Below are 23,721 nucleotides of genomic sequence, written 5' to 3'. Positions count from 1 at the left end.
TTTGCGCATCGGCACCAGATAGAGGTAGCTTCCGGAAACCACCTTTTCAGGATGCTACCCTTGGACTCCATCACCCAGGCCGTACTCGGCGCAGCCCTGCAAGGCACCGTGCTTGGCCGTATCCAGGGCCGCCGCTCGCTGCTGTATGGCGCAGCCCTGGGCACGCTGCCCGACCTCGATGTAATCATCCGCTATGCCGACCCGGTGTCGCAGATGACCTACCATCGCGGCTTCTCGCACTCGCTGTTCGTGCTCACCGGGCTGGCCCTGCTGCTGGCCTGGCTGGTCAACAAATGCTGGCCCGGCAAAGGCTACACCTTGCCCAGGCTCTTCCTTGCCTTCTGGCTGGTACTCATCACCCACCCGTTGCTGGATGCCTTCACGGTGTATGGCACGCAACTGTTCTGGCCACTGCAACCCACCCCCCAAAGCTGGGCCGCAGTGTTCATTATCGATCCGGTCTATACCTTGCCCCTGCTGGCGGTAGTCATCTACGCAATCATCAAGGGCGTTACCGGTAGCGCTACTCGCCTGTTGACCCTGGCACTGGTGTTCAGTACCGGTTACCTGGGTTTCGGCCTTGCCGGGCGCATGGCAGCTGAGCAACGCTTTCAGGCGGCACTGGACCAGCAAGGCATTGTCGTGAGCGAGGTTCGCGCCGTGCCGATCGCGTTCAACAGCCTGGTCTGGCGGGTAATGGCCAAGACCCAAAATGGCGACTACTACGAAGGCATCAGCAGCGGGTTCGACCGGCAGGCGCCGGAAATGCAACGCTTGCCGCGTAACCTGGAACTGGCAAAAGCGCTGGCAGGCGACCCTTTGCACCAGCGCTTGCGCTGGTTCACCGGCGACTGGCTGCGGTATGACCAGATAGGCGATGCGCTGGTGGTAACCGACCTGCGCATGGGCATCCCGGGCAACTACACCTTCCGTTTCAACATGGCGCACCGCGACACCCAGGGCCACTGGATTGCCGATGTGCCTTCGGCGTGGGACGGCGCCGGGCCTGGGTCGATGTTCAATGGCCATGACCTGGTGCTGATCTGGCGTCGTATCGTCGACCAACAGCCGCCTTTGCCGCTGGCTGCCTGGACCGACCGGTACCTGGGGGCAGGTGCGGTCGAGCGCGGGCACTGAGGCATGCGTTCGGCCGGGCTGGACCTGGTCAAATGGACAGCGATGCTGACCATGGTTGCCGACCACCTGCGCTTCATATGGCCTGAGGCCGATGGCTTGTTCGTGCTCGGTCGGCTGGCGTTTCCGCTGTTTTGCCTGGCCATTGCCGTGAATGTGGGGCGTGCCAGGGCAGAGGTGTTCCATACCCGCGCCAACCTGCGCTATCTGGTGCTGATGCTGCTGTTCGCGGTGCTCTCGGAGCCTGCCTATCGTTGGCTGGACAGTGGTTCGCAGACGTTCAGTGTAATGCCGACACTGGTGCTGGGGTTGCTGGTTGCCTGGGGTGTGCAGCACCCACTGCGGTCGGCGCGAGTGCTTGGCCTTGCAGGCCTGCTGGCGGGGTGGTTGTTCAGTGAGCGATTGATGTACGGGCTGCCCGGGGTGTTGCTACCTGGTGCCTGGCTGACAGCACGCAGGCAGGGTGGGCTAGCCTGGTTGCTGCCTTGCCTGATGGCCATTGGCGGCAACCTGACCAACAGCTGGCTGCGCGAGCATCTTCTGGCGCCAATTACCCTGCTGACGCTGGTTGCAGCTGCGCTGGCAGTCCCTGTCGGGTGGCTGTTGTTGCGTCATGATGCTTGGCGGGTACCTGCGGTAGGGCGGTGGGGTTACCTGTTCTATCCCGTGCATCTGCTCGTGATCAAAGGCTTGTCTTGAGGCCTGCCGTTCCTGGCGCTTGCAATTCACAGATTCAGACCCATCTAAACCGGCCGCACCACACTCAGGAACCGTCCATGGAACCCAACCGCTTCGGCGATATCGCCGCCTTCGTCAGCGCCGCCAAGGCCGGCAGCTTCACGGCCGCCGCTGCCAGCCTGGGCCTGACCCGGTCGGCGGTGGGCAAGAGCATTGCTCGCCTGGAGGCCCGCATGGCGGTGCGTTTGCTCAATCGCACCACGCGCAAGCTGAGCCTGACCGACGAAGGCCTGGTGGCATTCGAGCGCTGGCGGCAGATCCTGGACGACCTGGACGAGGTGGAAAGCGCCATGGCCCAGCGCCGCGGTAAGCCCACAGGCACCTTGCGCCTGACTGCGCCGCTGTCGCTCGGCCAGCGCCATGTGCTGCCGGTGCTGGACCAGTACCTCAAGCAGTGGCCGGAACTGCGCGCAGACATCCGCTTCACAGACCGCTTCGTCGACCTGGTCGAGGAGGGCGTAGACGTTGCGGTGCGTATTGGCGCACCCAAGGAAGACTCGCAGCTGTTGACCCGCACGGTGGCCTGGCAGCAGTTTGTAACTTGCGCTTCGCCCGCGTACCTCGAAGCGCGAGGTATTCCCTTGGTGCCTTCAGACCTTTATGGCCACGACAAGATCGCCTTCCTCGCGGGCGAAAAAGCCATGCCTTGGCGCTTTGACACTGAAGCAGGCCTGCACTTGTGCGAAGACCCTGGGCGGTTGAACATCGACAGCTCGGAGGCGATGCTCGACGGCGCCCGGGCCGGCTTCGGGCTGATTCACCTGCCCACCTACATCACCGGTGACGACCTGCGCGCCGGTACCTTGGTGGAAGTCCTGCACGCCTACCGGCCACCGGCGGACCCGATTCGTATCGTGTACCCGAGCAAGCGCCACCTTTCCCCTCGGGTACGCGGTTTCATCGACCTGTTGGTGGCCAGTTGGGAATCGGGCGTGCCCTGGGAATACTGATTGGGGAATACCAGGCCCCTATGCCGGGCCTGTACCTGGGTTTATCGCTGGCAGCGCAGCAGGGAAACTGTCAACCACTGATAATTCCTCTGGAGACCCCATGACTGCACTGTCCGTACTGGATCTGGTCATGATCGGCGAAGGCAAGACTTTCGCCGACGCGATCGAAGAATCCCGCCAGCTGGCGCGCCATGTCGAGCAACAGGGCTACAGCCGCTACTGGATCGCCGAGCACCACGACATGCCCGGCATCGGCTCGGCTGCCACTTCGCTGGTGATCAATGAAATTGCCAATGCCACCCGGCACATCCGTATCGGCGCCGGTGGCATCATGTTGCCCAACCATGCACCGCTGGTCATAGCCGAGCAGTTCGGCACCCTCGATACCTTGCACCCGGGCCGTATCGACCTGGGCCTGGGCCGCGCGCCAGGTACTTCCGGGCCGACCGTGCGTGCCTTGCGCGGTGCCGCGCCAGAGCGTGATTTCGGCGAGGATATCGCCGAGCTGCGCGATTACCTGGCCGACAACGGCCAACGCCGGGTGCGTGGCGTACCTGGCAGCCACGATGTGCCGGTATGGATCCTCGGCTCCAGTTTGTTCGGCGCCGACCTGGCGGCGAAGCTGGGCCTGCCCTATGCCTTCGCCTCGCACTTTGCCCCGCGTTACCTGCTGCAGGCGATTGCCCATTACCGCGTCAATTTCCAACCGTCGGCGCAATTGGCCAAACCTTACGTGATGGTGGGCATGAACCTGTTCGCTGCCGCCAGTGATGCCGAGGCAGACTACCTGGCCAGCTCTCACCGCAAGTGGATGCTGGACCTGCACGTAGGGCGCCTGGGTTTGTTGCCCAAGCCGCAGGAGGGCTATGTCGAGCGTCTGCCTGGGCATGAACGTGCGGTGCTTGAACAGGTTATGGCCTGCACCGTGGCGGGTGGGCCACAGCGGGTACGAGAAGGGCTGCACGCGCTGATCGAGCAGACCGGGGCAGATGAGTTGATGATCGACTGCCGTATTCATGACCCGTTGGCGCGGCAACGTTCATACGCTTTTGCTGCTCAGGCCATGGCTGATCTGGTGTAGTGCGCGAGTAATTTCAGGGACTTTTTTGCGTACTGATAAAAGTGTGAGTGGCCAGTTGGCTTCAGATCGCCCAAGATGGAGTATGAAGATGCCAGTCGATCGACTGGCGGCTCACCTATCCACGCAAACGCACCAGCCAGCATTCGAGGGTTTAGAGTATGTCCAACAGACAATCAGGAACGGTCAAGTGGTTCAACGATGAGAAGGGGTTCGGCTTCATCACTCCCGATGGGGGTGGCGACGACCTTTTCGTCCACTTCAAAGCCATTGAATCGGACGGCTTCAAGTCGCTGAAAGAGGGCCAGAAGGTGTCTTTCGTTGCCGAGAAGGGACAGAAGGGCATGCAGGCTGCGCAAGTGCGCGCCGAGTAAGGTGCCTGAGTGACCGGTACGCTAAGGCGTGCCCGGCCACTGGAAAACGGAGCCCTTGAAGGGGCTCCGTTTTTTTGCCTTTCAGATCCAGGAGCAGGATGGCCGTCTGTACCCGGTGAATACCCTGATTATCGGTGACCCCAACCTTCACCGGCGCCCATAGCCTGGTGCAGGAACGGATAATCTGTATAGCCTTCGGGCCCATTGGCGTAGTCGAACTGTGCCCGATGTTCGTTCAGAGGCGCCTGCACCCGCAGCCGCTGTACCAGGTCCGGGTTGGCAATGTAACTGCGCCCGAACGCTACGGCATCGATCAAACCGCGTCCAATCAAGTCTTCGCCTTTCTCGGCGGTGTAGGCACCCGCAGCAATGATAACCCCCGGATAGGCAGCGCGGATCGCCTGGCGGAACTCGTCACGCAGCGGCTTGCCACCGGCCCAGTCCGGCTCGGACAGGTGCAGGTAGGCGAGGTTGCGCTTGGCCAGTTCCCGGATCAGGTATAGCCCTGCGGCCTCTTGGTCTTCGCCATTGTCCACGCCATTGAAGCCGCCCAGCGGGAACACGCGGATACCCACGCGCTCGGCACTCCAGTTGGCAATCGCCGCGTCCACTGCTTCAAGCACGATGCGCGCCCTGTTTTCGACGCTACCGCCGTAGCGGTCCTCGCGCTGGTTGGCGCTCGGGGTAAGGAACTGGTGCAGCAAATACCCGTGGGCAGCGTGCAGTTCGATGAAGTCGAAGCCGGCTTCGCGCGCGTTGACCGCTGCCAGGCCGAAGTCGGCCACGATGCCAGCGATTTCGTCCTCGCTCAGTGCACGCGGTGCGGAAGTTTCTACACGTACCAGGTTGCCTTGCTCGTCACGCAGGGTGGTGCGGGCCTCGGCCGGTAGCGCCGAGGGTGCGACAGGCGCTTCGCCGCCGGGTTGCAACGAGGTGTGCGACACCCGGCCGGTGTGCCACACCTGCACGGCGCTGTGCCCCCCTTCGGCGTGAATGCCTTCGTTGATGTGCCTCCAGGCAGCGATCTGCTCGGCACTATGAATGCCGGGCGAGCCGGAATAGCCCTTGGCCTGGAAGGAGATCTGGGTGGCTTCGGTGATGATCAGCCCGGCGCTGGCACGCTGGCGGTAATACTCGGCCATCATGGTGGTTGGCACATCGCCCGGCTCGAGGCTGCGCAGGCGGGTGAGGGGTGCCATGAACACACGGTTGGCCAAGGTGAGCGGGCCGACTTGCAGGGGTTGGAAGAGTTTCATTGCAGCTCCAGAGGTAACAACCAATGGTGCGCACGATACCGAGATGATTGGGGAAAGGGGGGACCGGAAGCCCGGCGCAGGGCTCCCCAATGGCGGTTGCCTGTACCGGCCTCTTCGCGGGTAAACCCGCTCCCACAGGTACTGCAAAGCCCTCAAGCTTGTGATGCTCCTGTGGGAGCAACTGCTCCTGCACCACTTGTGGTTGCCTTGAAATCAACGCAGATCCTGTGGGAGCGGGTTTACCCGCGAAGAGGCCGGTACAGGAAATAATCAGCTACGGGCCAACCGCCCGCTCACATAGTGGGCCACATCATTGAACCCCGGCGTCGAGGCATGCCCCGGCGTCACCAGCGAGTCGATGAACGCTTCATCCTCCGCCGTGATCTTCACCGCCAATGCACCACCATAGGTATCCCACTGTTCCTCGGTACGCGGCCCGACAATCGCCGAACTCACCGATTGGTTGTTCAGCACCCAGGCAATGGCAAACTCGACAATTCCCACGCCCTTGGCCCCTACATAAGCCTGGATCTGCCGGGCGATAGCCAGCGACTCCTGGCGCCATTCCACCTCCATGATGCGCTTGTCCTGGCGCCCGGCGCGGCTGCCGGCATCGGGCACAGCCCCCGGCGCATACTTGCCACTGAGTACGCCTCGGGCCAATGGGCTGAATGGCACCACGCCCAGCCCGTGTGCGGCGGCTGCAGCAAGCTGCTCCGGCTCGGCCTGGCGGTTGACGATGTTGTACAGCGGCTGGCTGACCACGGGCTTGGGCACGCCCAGTCGCTCGGCAATGTGGCAGACCTCGGCAATGCGCCAGCCACGGAAGTTGGACACGCCCCAGTAGCGGATCTTGCCCTGGCGCAGCAGGTCGCCAATGGCCTGTACGGTCTCTTCCAGCAGCACCTTGTGGTCTTCGCGGTGCAGGTAGTAGATATCCAGGTAGTCCATGCCCGTGCGCGTCAGTGTGGCTTCCAGCGCGTTGAAGATGTGCTTGCGGGACAACCCGCTGCGGTTTGGCAGGCCGTCGGCCGGGCCGAAACCAACCTTGCTGGCGACGATCCAGTCCTGGCGATGGCGCGCCACTGCTTCACCGACGACTTCTTCCGAACGCCCGGCGTTGTAAACGTCGGCGGTGTCGATGAAGTTGACGCCCTGGTCCCAAGCCTTGTCGATGATGCGCAGGGCGTCCTCGGTGCTGGTCTGCTCGCCGAACATCATGCTGCCCAAGGTAAGGGCGGAAACCTGCAGGCCACTGTGGCCGAGAGGGCGGTAGATCATGCGCGTTGGTCCTTTTGCAGTCGGCTGATCCACCTGTTTTACACACAACCGGGGCGCTTTGAAAGGCGGCTTTCAGCCAATCAGCGCGATCGCCTCCTGCAGGCTCAAGGGGCGCTTCAGGCGCTGCGACAGCGTCGCCATGGCATCGGAGTAACCCTTGGCGATTACGGCCTCGACCTGTTCATCCACACACTGAAGGGCAATGAAATCGCCGTGTTCCGGCTCACCGACGAACTCGATCCGGTTCCACTCCCGCGCATGGCCGAGCACTTCATATGTGCGGCCGTGCTGGTAGGTCCAGAAGAATGGCACGTCGGCGTAGCGGCGCTGCTCGCCGAGCATGTTGGCGGCGGCGATCACCCCGTGTTGCTGGGCCAGGCGCCAGTGCTCGATGCGTACCGGGCGCCCTGAGAGCGGGAAAGTAGCGATGTCACCTGCGGCCCACAAACCGTCAGCGGCGCGCAGTTCGGCATCGACCCGCAACGAGTTGTCCTCGTTCAGCTGCACGCCCTGAAGGAAGGCGGTGGCCGGTTTCACGCCGGTGCCGAGCAGTACCAGTGGCGTCTGCAGGCGTTCACCGTTGGCCAGCAGCACCGCTTCGACTTTGTCCTGACCTTCGAACCGCTGGACCTCAGTGGGGCCATGAAAGGTGACCCCTTTGCGCTCATGCAGTTCGCGGATACTGCGCCCGATGCGATCACCTAGCTGCTTGGCAAGCGGGACCTCATGGCGAGTCACCACGTGCACCTGAACCCCGTACTTGCTCAGGGCCGAGGCTGCTTCCAGGCCGATGAAGCCGTCACCCACGATCACCGCCGGCTGGCCGGGTTCGGCTGCGTCGAGCAACTGTGCGGCATCCTCACGCGAGCGCAAGGTGAATACGCCGGGCAAGTCGACGCCGGGGATGGCGGGGCGCAGTGCTTTGCCGCCGCTGGCGAGCAGGCAGGCGTCGTAACCGATCTGTTGGCCATCGGCCAGCATCAGTTGGCGTTTGTGACTGTTCAAGGTGCGCACCTTACCGTGCTTGCGCTCCAACTGCCCCTTGCGCAGGGCATCGGCTTCGAGCAACAGCGGCACTTCATCCGGCGTCATCTGTCCGGCAATCACGAATTTGCTCAGCGCGGTGCGGTCGTACGCCGGTTGGCGTTCCTGGTCGATCCATACCAGCCGGCCAGCGAAGCCATGGGCCAGCAGGGTGGCAACCGCGGCGCTGCCAGCCGCACCGGCACCGACCACAACGAAGCAGCGGGCGTCGCTGTGCCTGGGTGGCTCGATGGCTGGCAGAGGCTGGTCGTCTACCCAGACTTCATCGTCCTTCACCCAAGCCTTGTAGCGGCGCAGGTCAGCCAGCGCTGGTGGTTCGCAGACAACCCCGTCATCGACGGCGAATGCAGCCTTGTGCCAAGGGCAGACCAGCAAGCCGCCGCAGACCACGCCTTCGTCCAGTGGAGCACCTGCGTGGGGGCAGTTGCCCTGGTAGGCATGAACCTGATCGCCCTGACGAATGATGATGAGCTCTTCATTGCCGGCCTGAACGCGCAAGGGCCTGCGTTCGTCGAGTTGGGCCTGAGGGGCCACGGCGTGCTGGGTCATGGGGTTCTCCAAAGGGCCTTTGGAACCATTTGACGCCTGGGGTAGGGAGGGGGTGCGTTGAACCGACGATCGGTGGAGGAGGGAGATGTTGGGTGGCCTGGCGGGCCTCTTCGCGAGTGAACCTGCTCCCACAGGATCATCACAGGCCAGCATATTGCGGCTTCTCTGTGGCCCCCCACAGGATTACCACAGACTCGAAGGCTGTGGCATGCCTGTGGGAGCGGGTTTACCCGCGAACAGGCTCAACTGGCCCGTGCAGAACTCAGCGCACCCGACCGCGTGACACGCAGGGCCACCAGGCTACCCAGCACGATCAATGCCGCCAGCGAATACAGCGCGGCATCGGTGGAACCGGTCTGGTCCTTGATGAACCCCACCAGGTACGGGCTGAGGAAGCCTGCCATCTGCCCCACGGAGTTGATGATCGCCAGGCCGGCAACTGCTGTACCGGCGCTGAGTAGGGCGGTTGGCATCGGCCAGAACATCGGCAGCCCGGTCAGCGCGCCCATGGTGGCGATCGACAGGCCCAGAATGGCAATGGCCGGGTTACCGGCGAAGTTCACCGCAATCAGCAGGCCGACGGCGCCCATCAGCATCGGCACCACAAGGTGCCAGCGGCGCTCGTTGCGCAGGTCCGCCGAGCGGCCGCAAAGGATCATGAACACACCGGCCAGCAGGTAAGGGATGGCGCTGAGCCAGCCGATCAGCAGTGGGTTGTCGAAGCCCATGTTCTTGATGATCGACGGCAACCAGAAGTTGATCGCGTACACGCCACTCTGGATGCAGAAATAGACGAAGCCAAAGGTCCAGATAAGCGGGTTGGTCGACACGGCGAGCACGCCATCGCCCGTGGTTTTCGGCTTACCCGCAGCGTCGGCTTCGAGGTCGCTGGCGACCAGCTGGCGTTCGGCCGGGCTAAGCCAGGCAGCTTTCTGGTAGCTATCGCTGAGCAGGAACACCGCCAGTACACCCAGGGCGACGGTGGGCAGGCCCTGGATCAGGAACATCCATTGCCAGCCGGCCAGGCCGTGTTGGCCGGCGGCGAAGTGCTGGAGGATCCAGCCGGAAAACGGCCCGCCGAGCAGGCCCGATACCGGGATCGCCGACATGAACAGGGCCATGATGCGCCCGCGACGGGCGGCCGGGAACCAGCGCGAAAGGTACAGCACCACGCCCGGGAAGAAGCCTGCTTCGGCAGCGCCGGTGAGCAGACGCAGGGCGTAGAATTCGGTGGGGGTGGTGACGAACAGCAGGCAGGTGGACAGGCTGCCCCAGGCAATCATCATCAGCGCAATCCAGCGCCGCGGGCCGAAGCGGTTGAGTGCCAGGTTGCTTGGCAGGCCGCAGAGCACGTAACCGATGAAGAAGATGCCGGCGCCAAGGCCGTACACCGTTTCGCTGAATTTCAGGGCGTCGAGCATCTGCAGCTTGGCGAAGCCGACGTTGACGCGGTCCAGGTAGTTGAACAGGTAGCAGATGAAAATGAACGGAATCAGCCGCAGGGTGATGCGCCGGTACAGCGCGTTGCGGGTGGTGTCCGTGCCTTGGTCAGGGGCGGGGCTGTGTGCCATGATCGGGTTCTCTGTTGTTATGGTTTTCGCCGCGTCGCCTGTTCCGGCGCTCGCCCTGACGAGTCTCGGGGACTGCGGCTAGCCTGTCTTTGTGCTTTTGCACAGTGCTTGGCCCAGGCTGCTGTGCCCGAGCCCAAAAGCCTAACACCTAAAGGACCACGCAATGTTCGAACTCGACCATGACCTGGCACAGGATATCGTTGACCGGGCAATGGCCATTCTCCCGTGCAACGTCAATGTCATGGACAGCCAGGGCTTGATCCTGGGCAGCGGCGAGCCGGAGCGCATCAACACCCGTCACGAGGGGGCGCAACTGGTTTTGGCCAACGGCCGAATCGTCGAACTGGATACTGACGCGGCCAAGTGCCTGAAGGGTGTGCAGCCCGGGGTGAACCTGCCACTGATGCTTGATGGCCGGCTGATGGGTGTACTGGGCCTGACCGGAGACCCACAGCAGGTACGCACCTATGGTGAGCTGGTACGCATGACCGCCGAGATGCTGTTGGCCCAGCGCCATCTACAGGCCGACCAGCAATGGCGACGGCAGCGCTGTGATGATTTGCTGGCGCTGTTGCTGGGCGGCAGCGGTGATTCACCCCGGCTGCTCGACGAAGCCCGGCAATTGGGCCTGAAGCCTCAGCTGCCGCGGGTACCTTGCCTGTTCGAACTGGCCTCGGGGCCACCCGCCGAGGCGTTGTCGGCGTGGTTGATGAGCCGCTACCCGGACAGCTGGTGTGTCAGCCCGGCCCGCCAGTCATTACTGTGGTGCCGGCCGGCCAGCGTGGCACTGGATGAGCCGCGCCTGCTGGAGCGCCTGCAACGTCACGGCTGGGACGTGGAGCGGCTGGCCCTGGGCAGTGCCGCGCAGAGCCTGGAGCAGTTGCGCCGTGGGTACCGCCGGGTACGTGACTTGCTGGCCTACGGCCGCGAGGTATTGCCCACCGAACGCTTGCTCAGCCTGCAGCGCTACCGGCTGCCGGCGCTGCTGTGGCGCCACCGCAACGATGACGCGCTGGATGAACTGCTGGAGCCACTGCAGCGCATTCGCGCCAGGGACAACAGCGGCCAGTTGCTCACCACCCTGCGTGCCTGGTGTGCCCATGACGGCCAGAGCCAGGCCTGCGCCGATGCCCTGGGCATCCACCGCAACAGCCTGCGCTACCGGCTGGAGCGGATTGCCGAACTGGGCGAGGTCGACCCGCTACGCATGGAAGGGATGCTTAGTTTGTACTTGGGGTTGCAGCTGTTGCCAGCAGCCTGAAGTATTGACCTGCACTGGCCCTATCGCCGGCAAGCCAGCTCCCACAGGATGCATGCTGCCCTCAGGGCTGTATCAAACCTGTGGGAGCTGGCTTGCCGGCGATAGGGCCAGTGCAGGCAAAAAGGCATCCGCCCAAACAACCCGTCCAGCGTTTTGTGCATTTGACTGAGGCCCCCTTGGCGAACAGCTGTCAGCATGCCGCTCATCAGGACAGGAGAATCCCCATGAAAATCGTCATTGCCCCCGACTCGTTCAAGGACAGCCTTGACGCTGCCGGTGTTGCCCGCGCTATCGCCGCAGGCCTGCGCGAGGCGTGGCCGCACGCAGAACTGGTCGAGTGCCCGATGGCTGACGGTGGCGAAGGCACCATGGAGGCGATCCTGGCCGCCAGCCACGGCGAACTGCGCCGCCAGACCGTGCGTGGGCCACTGGGGCAAAGCGTGGAGGCCGGCTGGGGCTGGATGCCGCATAGCCGTACCGCGATCATTGAAATGGCCCAGGCCAGTGGCCTGCAACTGGTGCCAACCGGCCAGCGCGACGCTTGCCGCAGCAGCACCTGGGGCACTGGCGAACTCATCGCCGCAGCCTTGGCCGCCGGCGCGCAACGGGTGGTACTGGCCATCGGCGGCAGCGCCACGAACGATGCCGGCAGCGGCATGTTGCGTGCACTCGGCCTGCGCCTGCTGGACGCTGACGGGCAAGCGCTGGAAGAGGGCGGCCTGGCCCTGGCCAAGCTGGCCCGCATTGACGCCAGCGATCTCGACCCACGGCTCGCCGAAGTGCAATTCGAAGTGGCGGCCGATGTCGACAACCCGCTGTGCGGCACCAACGGTGCTTCTGCAATCTTTGGCCCGCAGAAGGGGGCCAGCCCGCAGCAGGTGCAGGCGCTGGACCAGGCGCTAGGCCATTTTGCCGACCATTGCGCCCAGCTGCTGGGTGAGGATGTACGGGATTACCCAGGTTGTGGCGCTGCCGGTGGCATGGGTTTCGCCGCCCGTGCGTTCATGGGCGCACAGTTCCGCCCGGGAGTGGAGGTGGTGGCTGAGCTGGCTGGCCTCGATGCCCTGGTGCAGGGGGCAGATATGGTGGTGACAGGCGAAGGCCGTTTCGATGCCCAGACATTGCGCGGCAAGACGCCGATGGGTGTGTCCCGGGTAGCCAAGCGTCATGGCGTGCCAGTGGTGGTGCTGGCCGGGACGTTGGGTGAAGGTTATCAGCAGTTGTATGCCCATGGGGTCGATGCTGCATTTGCGTTGGCCAGCGGGCCGATGAGCCTGGAGCAGGCTTGTGCCAATGCTGCGCAGTTGCTGCAGGCGCGGGCTTGTGACATTGGTCGGCTGTGGCGCGTTGCAAAGCGAACATGACCTGCGCTGAACCCTGTGGGAGCGGGCATGCCCGCGAAGCAGCCGCTGCGAACCCATGGCACCGGCTTCGCCGGTGTTCGCGGGCATGCCCGCTCCCACAGGACTACTTGATGATGGGCTGGCAATCGAACATGGCAATGAAGTTGGCCAATGCTGGCGAAGCGTTCTGGGCGTTCCATTTCATGTACAGGCCGATCCCGGGCGCGGGTTGCTCATTGAGCGGCCGGATCGCGCAGAACTGCACGCGCTCACGCGCAGTGGAACCGACGAACGAGGCCGGCACCAGGGCCACGCCAAAACCGCAGGCTACCAGGCCCAGCAGTGTATGGATCTGCGCCGCCTCCTGCACGACCTTGGGATAAAAACCCGCCGCCTCGCACAGCGCCAGCAGCTGCGCGTGATAGCCACCGCCCAAGGCTTGCGGGGTGAATACGAAATCCTCATCGGCAAACTCGCACAGGTCGACTTCTCCCTGCTGCGCCTTGGGGTGGCTGGCGGGCAAGGCCATGACGATCTGCTCGTCAAGCAACAAACGTGCTTCAAGGGCGCCGGTCGGCAGCGGCAGCCTGCGCATGAAGCCGATGTCCGCCTCACCGGCCAGCAGAGCCTTGGCCTGCGAGGCGGATGGCATTTCGCGAATGGTCAACTGCACGTTCGGGTAAGTCTCGCGAAAACGCCGCAAGCTACTCAGTAGCGAGTCGTAATAGGCAATGGAAATGGCGGTGATGGTCAGCTTGCCGCTGACCCCTGAAGACACATTGCGGGCGTACTCGATCCCTTGTTCCAGCTCAGCCAGCGTGCGGTAGGCCGTGTCGAGAAACGCCGCCCCCGCTGCGGTCAAGCGCACTCCGCGCTTGTTACGCAGCAGCAGGCTGAAGCCCAATTTTTCTTCAAGGCGGTTGATCGCCTGACTCAGCGGCGGCTGCGCCATGTGCAGGCGTTCGGCGGCCTTGTGAAAGTGCAATTCTTCGGCCACAGCGATGAACTGCCTGAGCAAACGTGTTTCGATCATCCAATATTCCTACAGCGTGGCTACTCGGCGGTGATATCCATCAGATATCAAACGTGCATGCTTTTAATATTAAGTCATGGATTTGTTTGTTGATATCGTAAAAAGGAGAATTGAAGGTAACCTGAAATGCCCGTTACAAACCCTTTTCACAACAAAGTTGCGGTCATCACCGGTGCCGCACAGGGCCTTGGCTTGGCCTATGCCATGGCGTTGGCCGAACGCGGCGCGCGGGTAGTCATCAGCGATCTGGGTACCGACCGATCCGGGCAAGGGCGCGACGCCTCGGCGCTCAATCACGCACTGGCGGTCATGCGTGGCAAAGGCTTTGCTGTGGTTGGGCACGCCGGCCAGCTGGAGAACGAGGACACTTGCAAGCAACTGGTTGAGCTGGCCCTCGAGCATTTCGGTGCCCTGGATATCCTCATCCACAATGCCGGCTGGGTTGATTACCAGCGTATCGAGGATCAGGAAGCCGCCTTTCTGGACCGTGCGCTGGGCATCAACGTGCAGGCCCCCGTGTGGCTAGCCAAGCATGCCTGGGCCCACCTCAAGCGTTCCGCAGCGCCACGGGTAGTGCTGACCACCTCGGACCGCGCCATGTACCAGCGCTATGCGCAGCCTGGCCTGGTGGCCTACGCCGCCGGCAAGATGGCCCAGGTCGGCATCATGAACGCCCTGAGCATGGAGGGCCAGGAGCACGGTATCCTGGTCAATGCCATATCGCCGGTGGCCAAGACCCGCATGTGGGGTATCAGCCAACCGCCAGAAGAGCTAAAGCCCGAGTGGGTGACGCCTGGCGTGCTGTACCTGGCCAGTGCGCTGTGCCATGACACCGGCTACATCTTGCGCGCCAGCAACGGCCAGTTCACCGCCACACGCTTCAACGAAAACAGCGGCGTCAGCTACCCCCGGGACCTGGGCCGTGTGCAGGCCGACGACCTGGCGCAGGTGGCAGAGCGCTGGAACCGCATCAAGGAATGCAACTACGTGCCAGTCAAAGTCGCCAACACGCGCGCGGACCTGGGTGAAAGCCTGGTCTGGGATGAGCGCAGCGGCGCGTTGTACTTCGTCGATATTTCTGGCGGGCGCATCAACTGCCTGACACCGGATGGCGAATTTCACAGCCTTTACGCGTCAGCCGCGCGCATTGGCGCCTTGGCGCTGACCGACCGGGGCAACCTGATTTTCACAGAAGATGCTAGCGTGGCCATCTTCGATGTGCCGGCGCGCAAGGTGCTTCAGCATTCTGCATCTGTCCACCCGCGTTCGACCTACCGCTTCAACGACGGAGCCTGCGACCCGCAAGGACGCTTCGTGACCGGGCTGATGGACGAAGCCTTGAGCGGCAATACCGGGGCGCTGTTCCGCTTCGACGGGCAGTTGAACGACCAGGTGATCCACGACGACATGGCCTTGCCCACCGGCCTCGCCTGGTCGCAGGATGGCCATACGGTGTACTTCGTCGATTCGGCGGCGCGCGCCATCTACCGTGCCGAATACCTCGCCGAAGGCCGGCTGGGCGCGGTAACGCTGTTTGCCGAAACCCCCGCTGAACTGGGGCGGCCGGATGGCCTGGCGCTGGACCGCGAAGGCGGGCTGTGGGTGTGCCAGTACCATGGCAGCTGTCTGTTGCGCTACGACCGCCACGGCCACCTGACCGACCAGGTCTTGATGCCGGTGCCGTGCCCCACCAGCTGCTGCTTTGGCGGGCCGGGCTTGAACACCTTGTACATCAGCACCGCGCGTTTCGACATGAGCCCCGAAGAACTGCACCATTACCCCGATGCTGGCGACCTGTATGCCATCCGGCCGGAAACTGGCGGCGTCGCCCGGCACAGCTTCAAGGAATAAGCCGTGGCGTCTGGCTGGCCGGTAAAACGGCCAATTCGCCAAAACGCTGCGCCGAGTCGATATAGCGCAAGGCCGACTTGGCGTCTTTCCAACCCACATAGCTCATCAGCGACTTCAGTTCCCAGCCATTGGCGGTTGCCCAGGTGGCGAAGCCACGCCGTAACGAGTGGCCCGTATACAGCGCGGCCGGTACCCCGGCACGCTCCAGCATGCGCCGCAGCAGGCCGACCAGGCTGTTGCTGTTGAGCGCGCTGTCCCCAAGGTTGCCCCAGCGGTCGAGCTTGCGGAACACCGGCCCATGGGCAATGCCGGCGACCTCCAGCCATTGCAGGTAGGCCGTGACCGGGCACAAGGCCTTGAGAGCAGGGGTGCGGTGTTGCACGCCCAGGGCTTCACGGTCGCCCTTGCTGCGCGGCAGGAACAACGTGATACCGACACCGGCTTCGGCCTGGATATGCTCGATGCGCAGGCGCGCCAGTTCATCACCACGAAAACCACGCCAGAAACCCAGCAACAGTAGCGCACTGTCGCGCCGGGCCCGGCGCAGGGCGGCCAGGTCGTGATGTTCACGTGCCTGCCGGGCTTCCTCTTCAAAACAGGTCACCGCAGTTTGCAGGTGCTGCAACAACAGCGGGGCTGCCTGCTTGGGCGGCGTCGGGTGCAGGGTGCGGATACCGCGAAGCAACTGGCGCACCAGCGGCGCCTTGGTCGGGTCGGGGAAGCCTTGGGCGACGTGCCATTGGCTGAGCGCAGCCAGGCGCTGGCGCAGGGTGCTGACGGCATGCTGGTCGGCGTGGTCGGCCAGGTAGCGGGCAATGCTCTCGGCGGTGGCCGGGAGAAAACCGCCCCAGTGGGTTTCGAAGTGCTCGATGGCAGCCTGGTAGCTGCGCCGGGTGTTGTCACGGGTGGCGGCGCGGAGGTAGCGCTCGATATCGGTCATGGTGCGGGTGTCGGTGGGTAATGAGCACACGATAAACCGAATCAAGAGATATTGCATGCCAGCGCGGTGCCTGTAGGAGCGGCCTTGTGTCGCGATGGCGCGCGAAGCGGGCCCAGATTGTCAGCTTCGCAGCAGATATCGTCGGGGCCGCTTTGCGGCCCATCGCGACACAAGGCCGCTCCTGCAGGGGTAACGCGTCAGCTGGGGTCAGTGGGGCAGCGCCAAGGTTCGCATTACACGCATGCCCTCTCCTCGACACCATTGAACGGCGGGTACTCGCGCAACTGCGCCGGCGACAGTGGCCGGCTGAAGTGGTAACCCTGGGCGATATCACAGCCGGCGAGCTTCAGGCACACCACCTGTTCGCGGGTTTCCACGCCTTCGGCGACCACTTCCAGGCCCAGGCGCTTGGCCAGGATAATGGTGGAGGTCACGATCGGGCTGTCATCGGGGCTGTTGGACAGCGGCGCTATCAACGAGCGGTCGATCTTGAGCTTGCTCAATGGCAGCGAATGCAGATGGGCGAAGCCGGCGTAGCCGCGGCCGAAATCATCCAGGCTGATGCCCAGGCCGGCGCCGCGCAGTGTGTGAAGGTGCGCCACTGCCGGACCTTCGGGGTCGAGGATGGTGGTTTCAGTAATTTCCAGCTCTAGCTGCTGCGGGGCAATGGCATACCGTTGCAGTTGGCTGAGCAACCGCGCAGCGAAGTCGCCCTGGCGCAGTTGCAGGGCGGACACATTGACGGCCAGCCGCGTTCCGCAGCCCTGGGCAGCCCAGCCCGCCAAAGCCTCACAGGCCAGGCGCAACACCTCCCAGCCCAGGTCGACTATAAAGCCGCTGCGCTCCGCCAGGTCGATGAAGCGGTCCGGGTACAGCAGGCCGAAATCGGGGTGGTCCCAACGCACCAGCGCTTCGTAGCCCAGCACCTGCTGGGTGTCGAGGCGGATCTGCGGCTGGTAGTGCAGCACGAACTGGCGCTCGGCCAAGGCGCTGCCGAACGCCTGTTCGAGGGTGAAGGCCTGGATGTCGGCAAGGTTCAGCGAGGGGTCGAAGAAGCGGTACTGGGCCCGACCGGCCTGCTTGGCAGAGTACATTGCGGCGTCGGCACTACGGATCAGGCTGTCGATGTCCTGGCCATCGCGCGGGCAGATGCTCACGCCCACGCTTGGGCTGGTGTTGACCTCCTGACCGTCAAGGGCATAGGTGGCCGACAACCGCTGGACCAATTCACGGACCCAGGCATTGATCTGGTCTTCGCTGCGCTCGCCGGCCAGCAATACCACGAATTCGTCGCCGCCAAAGCGCGAAGCCTCGTCACCGGGCTCCAGCAAACGCTGGATGCGCCCGGCCACAGCCTGCAGCAGCAGGTCGCCGATCTTGTGCCCGAGCGAATCGTTGATCGACTTGAAGCGGTCCATGTCGATGAACAGGATTGCCATCAACCGGCGCTTGCCACGCTGGCGGGTCAGCGCCTGGCCGGCCACCTCGACGAACTGGCGGCGGTTGTGCAGCCCGCTGAGGTGGTCGGTGGCAGCGGCGTGGCTGCTGCGCCGGTGTTCGTCCTCAAGACGGCCGATAAGCTGCTGGTTTTCCTGCTGGGCCTGTTCCAGTGCGCTAAAGGCCTCCTGTCGCTTGCGCAAAAGGCGCAAGGTCCACAGCAGGCTGGCGATGATCATCAGCGTCATGCTCAGGTTCAACCAGAATTGTCGGGCATAGGCCAGGGTCGAAGGCGCGAGGATTTCATCCTGGCGCTGGCTGACCACTACGCTGAACCCGCGCTCGGGTACATGGCGGTAAAGGCTCTGGTACGCTTCGCCGGCTGCGTATTGGGCCAGCATGCCCGTTTCGCTACCGGTATCCGGCAGTTTGGGCTGCAACGCATCGCCGGCGACCACCACGCCACTGGTGTCTATGCGCAGCCGCTCCAGGCCGTCATCCTGCAGCAGGCGCACCAGCCCGCTGCGCCCTAGGTCGATATGCTGAAACAGCACCGCCAGGTAGCCGATATCCAGTTGCACCACGAGGATGTTTTCAATCTCGCGGCCCGGCAGGTCGGTCAACGGCAGCATAAAGGGCAGGCGCCAGTTGGGCAGGGTGGCGTCCTGGCCAGGCGGCTGCACGCTGGGCAAAAAGGGCTTGAAACCATAGCGGGCAACGTGCCTTTGCAGCTGGCGTAACCAGTCCTCGGGCAGTGCGCTGGCCTCGTCGGCATGGCTGGCCGACAACAGCCGGCCTTGCCGGTCGTACAGGCTCATGCGCTTGAACACCGGGTCTTCGGCCAGTATCCGCGCCAGGCTGAAGTTGCCTTGGCGCAGCACCTTCATGTCGTCCTGGGTGACCCGGCCAACAGCCTGGGCGCGGTCGACCAGCTGGCGCAGGCTTTCGCCGACGATGCTGGCCAGGTTCAGGTGCTCGGCGGCCTTGGCCGACAACGCGTCCTGGCGGGCGGCGGATTTCTGCGTCATGTGCAGCCCCCAGAGAAAGGTCAGGGTGGCTGCACACAGCATCAGGATCAGCAGCCGCAGAAGGCTGGCGGATGAAAGCGAACGGCGTATCACTGCTGATAGTTCCCGACCCTGGGCGATGCTCAAAAAATACGACAAACAGATGACAGGCTGATGACTGATGGCTAATTGCCTTTAAGGGGCTCCTGTATCCGCCAGGGGCGCCTGAAGGCGTGCGGTTTCTTCCTCGATGTAGCTGATCAGTGCGCTGACTTCGGCATCGCCCAGGCGCATGTTGGGCATGGCCAGGCGGTTGTACTGCTCGTACAGCAGCATGGCCAACGGGTCTTTCTCTGCCAGCATCCGGTCGGGCTCTTTCAACCAGCGGGCCAGCCAGTTAGCGTCACGCTGTCGGGTCACACCCAGCAGGTCCGGGCCGATGCCGGGCTGCCCTGGCGCGTGATCGCCCAGGGTGTGGCAGGATGAGCAGCGTGTGCGGAAGATCTGCTCACCACTGCTGGGCGCGCGTATCTCAGGGGCCTGGGCGTAGTCATTGCTCATGGCGCTGGCCTGCTTCCAGTTGTGCAGGCTGTTGCCCAGCCGGTCCGCGAGGATGTATGGGCTTTCGAAGGGCGAGGCCTTCATCCAGCGGCCGGTGGCCTGGTTGCCGATGATCAGGCTCAGGTTGTGGTCTTTGGAGCGGCCGTTTTCCAGGCCTTCGATCCACAGCCCCAGGCTACGGCGCAATTGCTCGATGTCGTCGGGCTCGCCGGTGAGCAGCGTCCAGCCAGGGCCGATGCCAAACTTTTCGGCGTAGTGCTTGAGGGTGGCCGGGGTGTCGTTATAGGGGTCGATGCTGATGGAATAGAGGAAGATATCCTTGCCGACCCGGTCCCCCAGAATCTTCTGCACCTGGCGCAAGCGCGCGGTTTCCACCGGGCAGGAGTCGGAGCAGCCGGTAAAGATGAAGTTGATGGCGACCACCTTGTCCTTGATCAGGTCGTCGAAGAAATGCACCTTCTCGCCGTCCTGGGTGAGCAGGGGGATGTTGGGAAAGTAGTCGGCGCCCCATGGGCTTGCGGTTTTTTCGGCCACCGGTTGTTGCGGCTGCAGTGGCCAGAACGGGATGCTGGCGGCAAATACCGCGAGTACCAGCAGGAAACGCCATGAGCCGGGCATGATAGGGTCCTCGATGGTGTGCAGCCCTTCGCGGGCACGCCCGCTCCCACAGGAACTTCACAGAGCTCGCAGCTGCGCGACTTCTGTGGGAGCGGTGCACTCACTGATATCTGACTGGCGCTGTCACCGTCTGCCCCAGCGTCGATTTCACCGTGACCGTGGCTGGCGTGGCCGGGCCGAAGCCGGTGGTGGTCACCGAGACCCGCCAGCGGGCACCTGTGGTAGCGGCAGTCAGCGTGGCGTTCCCCAGGCTTACCGGGCCGCCGGTAGTTGCCGCAGTCACACTGATGCTGTTGCCGGTGGCCACCGTGGTCGTCCCCTGCACATCCCAGGTGAAGCGGTTGCCGCTGCGCACCTGCACCGTGGCACTGGTGACCTGGATCTGGTCGACCGCTGCCGCTGCGGTTACGGCGATGCTGACCGTGGCCGGGGTCAGCGACTCGGCACCCTTGGCATCACGCGCCGTGTAGTTGAAGCTGGCAGCGAACGGCGTGGCGACCGTGGCAGGTGGGGTGTAAGTCACCGTGGTGCCGTCCGTGCTGACGCTACCCAGGCCGGAGTCCGGCTGGCTGAGGCCGGTCACGGTTAGCGGTACGTTGCCGTCCGGGTCGGTGTCGTTGGCGAGCACGTTCAGCGTAATTGCCTTGCCAGCAGTCGTTGCTGCACTGTCATTGGCTGCGACGGGAGGCTTGTTGGCCGGGTCGTCGTTGTCGTCATGGCCTTTGGTACGGAAGGTTGGCAGGCCCACCGAAGCCATGTATTGCACGCCATCCCACCCTGGCAGCGGGGTCGGCATTACCTGGAACTGCCCCGGGTGCTCAATGTCCCAGCGCAGCAGCATCGACGAGTCCTCATGCTGGGTGTTGTGGCAGTGCTCCATGTAGGTACCGGCGAACTCGCGGAAGCGGATGGCCATTTCCACCTCTTCCGAAGAATCGGCCTCCGGCCCGATGCGGTACACGTCTTTACGCGCCCATTTTTCCCATTCAGGTGGTGCCTTGCCGTCGCGGCTCAGAATCACGCCTTCCTCGAAGTGCACGTGCACCGGATGGCTCCAGCCATTACCGCCGTTGACGATTTTCCACACTTCCAGCGTGCCGTCGCCACTGAAACCACCGTCGGTGGACTGGTTGGCCAGCTGCGGGGCCGCACTGATGCGTCGTGGGTCCATGCTGTAGCCAAAGCTGCCATCGGTCTTGATGGTCCACGGGGTGGTGTCGGTACCGTCGGAGCGGCCAAAGATGAATTCGCGGTGGCGGGCATCCTTGATCTTGGCCAGGTCGGCGGCGGAGTTGCGGTCAATGGGCAGCGGCAGCATTTTCAGGCCTGCGGCCTTGCCTGGCTTGGCTGGCTCGTAGGCCACCGGGTCCATGCTCAGGTCCTGGCCGGTGTAAGGCTGCACCAGCAATTGCAGGAACTTGCCGACTGCTGGGTCGCCGTTGTCCCACTGCGGGCCTTTGCTGGTCTGCTTGATCACCGCCTTGTATTTGCCCGACAGCACATCGGCCAGTGAAATGGCAGCTTCCGGGCCCTTGCCGGTGCGGTGCTCCTGGAGGTTGACGAAGTACAACTTGTCGCCGGCCTTGATGCCGTTCTTGGCAAAGTTGATGATGATGTCGTAGCGCTCGGCGATGGCTTGCAGCGGCAGGATGCCATTGTTGTCCTGCAGGTTGCCGTCGCCGTTGAGGTCCAGGGTGCCGTCGAATGGCACGGCGTGTTCCATGATGTTGCCGTCGTTGGCAATCATGTGGAACGGCACCCGCGCATACGACAGGTTGGAACCGGACGGGCCTTTGAACTCACCGCTGGTCCCGGCAATTTCCCGCACCACGGCAAACTTGAAGTAGCGCGATACCGAGCCGTTGAGGATACGGAAGCGGTAGCTGCGCGCACGTACCTTGAGCTTGGGCTGATACTGCCAGTTGACCAGAATCTGGTCGCCGAGGAAGCCATCGGTGTTGAACGGGTTGAACCACAGCTGGCCGTTGGCATCCCAGGCCTTGTCGGCAATCACCAGGTTGACGTCGTAGTCACGGTTGCCCCACGGCATGCCCGAGCCGCTGGGGAAACGCAGGTTTACGCCATCCTGCAGGGCCTCGTTACCGCGGTCCAGCGCACTGTAGTAGTTCATCATCACGGCGTTGCCCTTGTAGACGTTCTGCGCCGTGAAATCCATCATGTGGTCGTGGAACCAGTGCGTGCTCATGGTTTCACGCCAGTCACCGCGGATCTTGATACTGCCGTTCTGGCAGGTTTTGAGGCCCGGCGTGGCGTCGTTGACGAACAAGGTTTCACCCGGCGAGCAGGGGAAGGCCGCACGCGGATCCTGGGCACGGGTGTTGATGGTGTCGTAGCCGGCCAGTTGCACCGGCCACCTGTAGTCGTAGTACTGGCCGGGGAAGAAGTAAGCGTTGGCAAAACCATCGCTCTCAGCCGGGGAGTGGCCATTATGCTCGTGGGTCGAGATGGTGTGCAGGCCAAAGCCGCCGTTGGCAGAGGGGTCGATAGGCAAGGCGTTGTAATGGCGCATCAGGATCGGCTGACCATAGCGCACCATCAGCAGCTTGGCCGGGAAGGTGCCGTCGAATGTCCACAGTGATTTATGGTTCTGCAAGGGCATGTTCGGGTGAAACCGCGTGTCGATGCCCTTGGTGGTGCCCAGCGTGGTCGGGATGTCGGAGGTCTGGTAGTAAAGGCCGCCGGGTGCGAACTCGCCAACCGCATAGTTGTGCAGCTGTTTGCGGTCACGCAGGCCCAGGTTGATGCGCGCACCGGCCTGGGCGGTCTTGAACGCCGCCTGTGGGTAGAATTCGTTCCAGCGCTGGTGCGACCAGGCTTTTCCTGGCGGCCGGCCTTCGGCAGGCGAGCCGACCGGCTGGCGGTTGAGGAACATCTCGATCTGCGCCTTCCAGGGGTTGCGGTCCAGCACATTGGCGTACTGGGCCGGGAACGGGTAAAGGCCGGGTTGCTTGAGAAACGCCTCAAGTGCCGTGCCACTTGGCCCGCTGCGCGCGACTACGTTGGGGTCTTGGGCGGGGGCCGCGCCGAGCGTGGGTACGGGGAAGGTCAGCTCGGGCGCCGGCGTGGTCGGGTCCAGCTTTTCTGGCCCGAATTCTTCGAACAGCAGCAATTGCTGGGTGAAGGGCTGCGCACCGAACAACGGGCTGGGCTTGCCGTTGGTGGGGTACCTGTCCGAGGTTTGCAGGGCGGGCGGCAGCACGTTGTCTATACGCACCGTATTGCGGTCGCCGTATGCGCCATTGATCAGTTCAAGCGAGCCCTGGTTGGCTTCTGGCAAGGTGTTGAGGTTGAGCAAGGCCGGGGTCGGGTCGGCAGGCTGATCGGTGTAGGCCGATGGGTCGGTCGGCGACGGTTGGCTGTTGTCGTCCATGGGTGAGGCCATGGCCGTGATCAGTCCGAGGCTGACCATTAGCGCAGTGACGGAAGACAGCATCCATGCGTGCCCTGTAGGGTGGATCACGGCAGGTGTTTTCATTGCCTTGTGCCTCGCTCGCGGCTCTATGGCTCTAAGCCATCAATGGCGTTTTGCCCGTTAAAAGGCCCTGAGCAACGGCTGTGCCAACAGTTATTTCGGTAATGCTTTGTTAAACAAATCCTTGTGGCGCCTGATGCCCGTGAAATGACGGGGCGTCAAAAATGGGTCTAAGTCCCCACTAGCGGGTACCCAATGCCCA

The 23,721-nt window shown here is 63.5% G+C and carries 17 protein-coding genes and 1 pseudogene; 9 read left to right on the top strand and 9 right to left on the bottom strand.

The genetic code is table 11. The features are described from left to right. Window positions 1-60: 60 nt before the first annotated feature. The 5 genes from N805_RS08300 (at window position 61) to N805_RS08280 (ending at window position 4,274) form a co-directional block, all read left to right on the top strand. Entirely contained in the window at window positions 61-1,137 is a 1,077-nt protein-coding gene (locus N805_RS08300; protein ID WP_028613979.1) for a metal-dependent hydrolase, read from the top strand. A gap of 3 nt (window positions 1,138-1,140) precedes the next feature. Then, entirely contained in the window at window positions 1,141-1,833 is a 693-nt protein-coding gene (locus N805_RS08295) for a TraX family protein (RefSeq protein ID WP_028613980.1), read from the top strand. A 77-nt stretch (window positions 1,834-1,910) separates the two neighbouring features. Then, window positions 1,911-2,822, top strand: a complete 912-nt coding sequence (locus N805_RS08290; RefSeq protein WP_028613981.1) for a LysR family transcriptional regulator — start codon at window positions 1,911-1,913, stop codon at window positions 2,820-2,822. A 100-nt stretch (window positions 2,823-2,922) separates the two neighbouring features. Continuing rightward, window positions 2,923-3,903, top strand: coding sequence for an LLM class flavin-dependent oxidoreductase (locus N805_RS08285; RefSeq protein ID WP_028613982.1), 981 nt, complete (start codon window positions 2,923-2,925; stop codon window positions 3,901-3,903). Window positions 3,904-4,061: 158 nt separating this feature from the next. Further along, the gene (locus N805_RS08280) at window positions 4,062-4,274 is read left to right on the top strand and encodes a cold-shock protein (protein ID WP_016499620.1); all 213 of its coding nucleotides are present in this window, start codon (window positions 4,062-4,064) and stop codon (window positions 4,272-4,274) included. 128 nt (window positions 4,275-4,402) lie between these two features. Here N805_RS08280 and N805_RS08275 read toward each other — a convergent pair whose 3' ends face one another. From N805_RS08275 to N805_RS08260, 4 genes are all read right to left on the bottom strand, one after another. Then, a complete protein-coding gene (locus tag N805_RS08275; RefSeq protein ID WP_028613983.1) occupies window positions 4,403-5,530 on the bottom strand; it encodes an alkene reductase in 1,128 nt (375 codons plus the stop codon). Window positions 5,531-5,800: 270 nt separating this feature from the next. Then, entirely contained in the window at window positions 5,801-6,811 is a 1,011-nt protein-coding gene (locus N805_RS08270; protein WP_028613984.1) for an aldo/keto reductase, read from the bottom strand. 72 nt (window positions 6,812-6,883) lie between these two features. Then, window positions 6,884-8,404: an FAD-dependent oxidoreductase gene (locus N805_RS08265; protein WP_028613985.1), complete on the bottom strand. Its 1,521-nt coding sequence runs from the start codon at window positions 8,402-8,404 to the stop codon at window positions 6,884-6,886. Between the two features lie 242 nt (window positions 8,405-8,646). Beyond that, entirely contained in the window at window positions 8,647-9,975 is a 1,329-nt protein-coding gene (locus tag N805_RS08260) for an MFS transporter (RefSeq protein ID WP_028613986.1), read from the bottom strand. Window positions 9,976-10,138: 163 nt separating this feature from the next. Here N805_RS08260 and N805_RS08255 point away from each other — a divergent pair, with 163 nt between their 5' ends. Both N805_RS08255 and N805_RS08250 read left to right on the top strand, forming a co-directional pair. Beyond that, a complete protein-coding gene (locus N805_RS08255; RefSeq protein ID WP_028613987.1) occupies window positions 10,139-11,236 on the top strand; it encodes a sugar diacid recognition domain-containing protein in 1,098 nt (365 codons plus the stop codon). Between the two features lie 224 nt (window positions 11,237-11,460). Beyond that, on the top strand, window positions 11,461-12,600 hold the full coding sequence (locus tag N805_RS08250) for a glycerate kinase (protein WP_028613988.1): 1,140 nt from the start codon (window positions 11,461-11,463) through the stop codon (window positions 12,598-12,600). 103 nt (window positions 12,601-12,703) lie between these two features. Here N805_RS08250 and N805_RS08245 read toward each other — a convergent pair whose 3' ends face one another. Next, entirely contained in the window at window positions 12,704-13,612 is a 909-nt protein-coding gene (locus tag N805_RS08245; protein WP_028613989.1) for a LysR family transcriptional regulator, read from the bottom strand. Between the two features lie 126 nt (window positions 13,613-13,738). Here N805_RS08245 and N805_RS30960 point away from each other — a divergent pair. Both N805_RS30960 and N805_RS30955 read left to right on the top strand, forming a co-directional pair. After that, window positions 13,739-14,299, top strand: a pseudogene (locus N805_RS30960) (SDR family NAD(P)-dependent oxidoreductase); the annotation flags it as partial. 54 nt (window positions 14,300-14,353) lie between these two features. Further along, the gene (locus tag N805_RS30955) at window positions 14,354-15,463 is read left to right on the top strand and encodes an SMP-30/gluconolactonase/LRE family protein (RefSeq protein WP_230685729.1); all 1,110 of its coding nucleotides are present in this window, start codon (window positions 14,354-14,356) and stop codon (window positions 15,461-15,463) included. On the opposite strand, the gene N805_RS08235 is transcribed toward N805_RS30955, so the two are convergent. The 4 genes from N805_RS08235 to N805_RS08220 form a co-directional block, all read right to left on the bottom strand. After that, on the bottom strand, window positions 15,453-16,460 hold the full coding sequence (locus N805_RS08235; RefSeq protein WP_080956788.1) for a site-specific integrase: 1,008 nt from the start codon (window positions 16,458-16,460) through the stop codon (window positions 15,453-15,455). The two genes, N805_RS30955 and N805_RS08235, sit on opposite strands and share 11 nt — an antisense overlap. 176 nt (window positions 16,461-16,636) lie before the next feature. Further along, window positions 16,637-18,961 (bottom strand): putative bifunctional diguanylate cyclase/phosphodiesterase, encoded by a 2,325-nt coding sequence (locus N805_RS08230; RefSeq protein WP_028613992.1) that lies wholly within the window; start codon window positions 18,959-18,961, stop codon window positions 16,637-16,639. A gap of 81 nt (window positions 18,962-19,042) precedes the next feature. After that, complete coding sequence (locus N805_RS08225; protein WP_028613993.1) at window positions 19,043-20,026, bottom strand: SCO family protein; 984 nt, start codon at window positions 20,024-20,026, stop codon at window positions 19,043-19,045. Window positions 20,027-20,126: 100 nt separating this feature from the next. After that, window positions 20,127-23,522, bottom strand: coding sequence for an Ig-like domain-containing protein (locus tag N805_RS08220; RefSeq protein ID WP_028613994.1), 3,396 nt, complete (start codon window positions 23,520-23,522; stop codon window positions 20,127-20,129). Between the last annotated feature and the right edge of the window lie 199 nt (window positions 23,523-23,721).

It is taken from the genome of Pseudomonas putida S13.1.2, from assembly GCF_000498395.2.
GTDB lineage: Bacteria > Pseudomonadota > Gammaproteobacteria > Pseudomonadales > Pseudomonadaceae > Aquipseudomonas > Aquipseudomonas putida_Q.
This window is presented reverse-complemented; position numbering and strand designations above follow the sequence as displayed.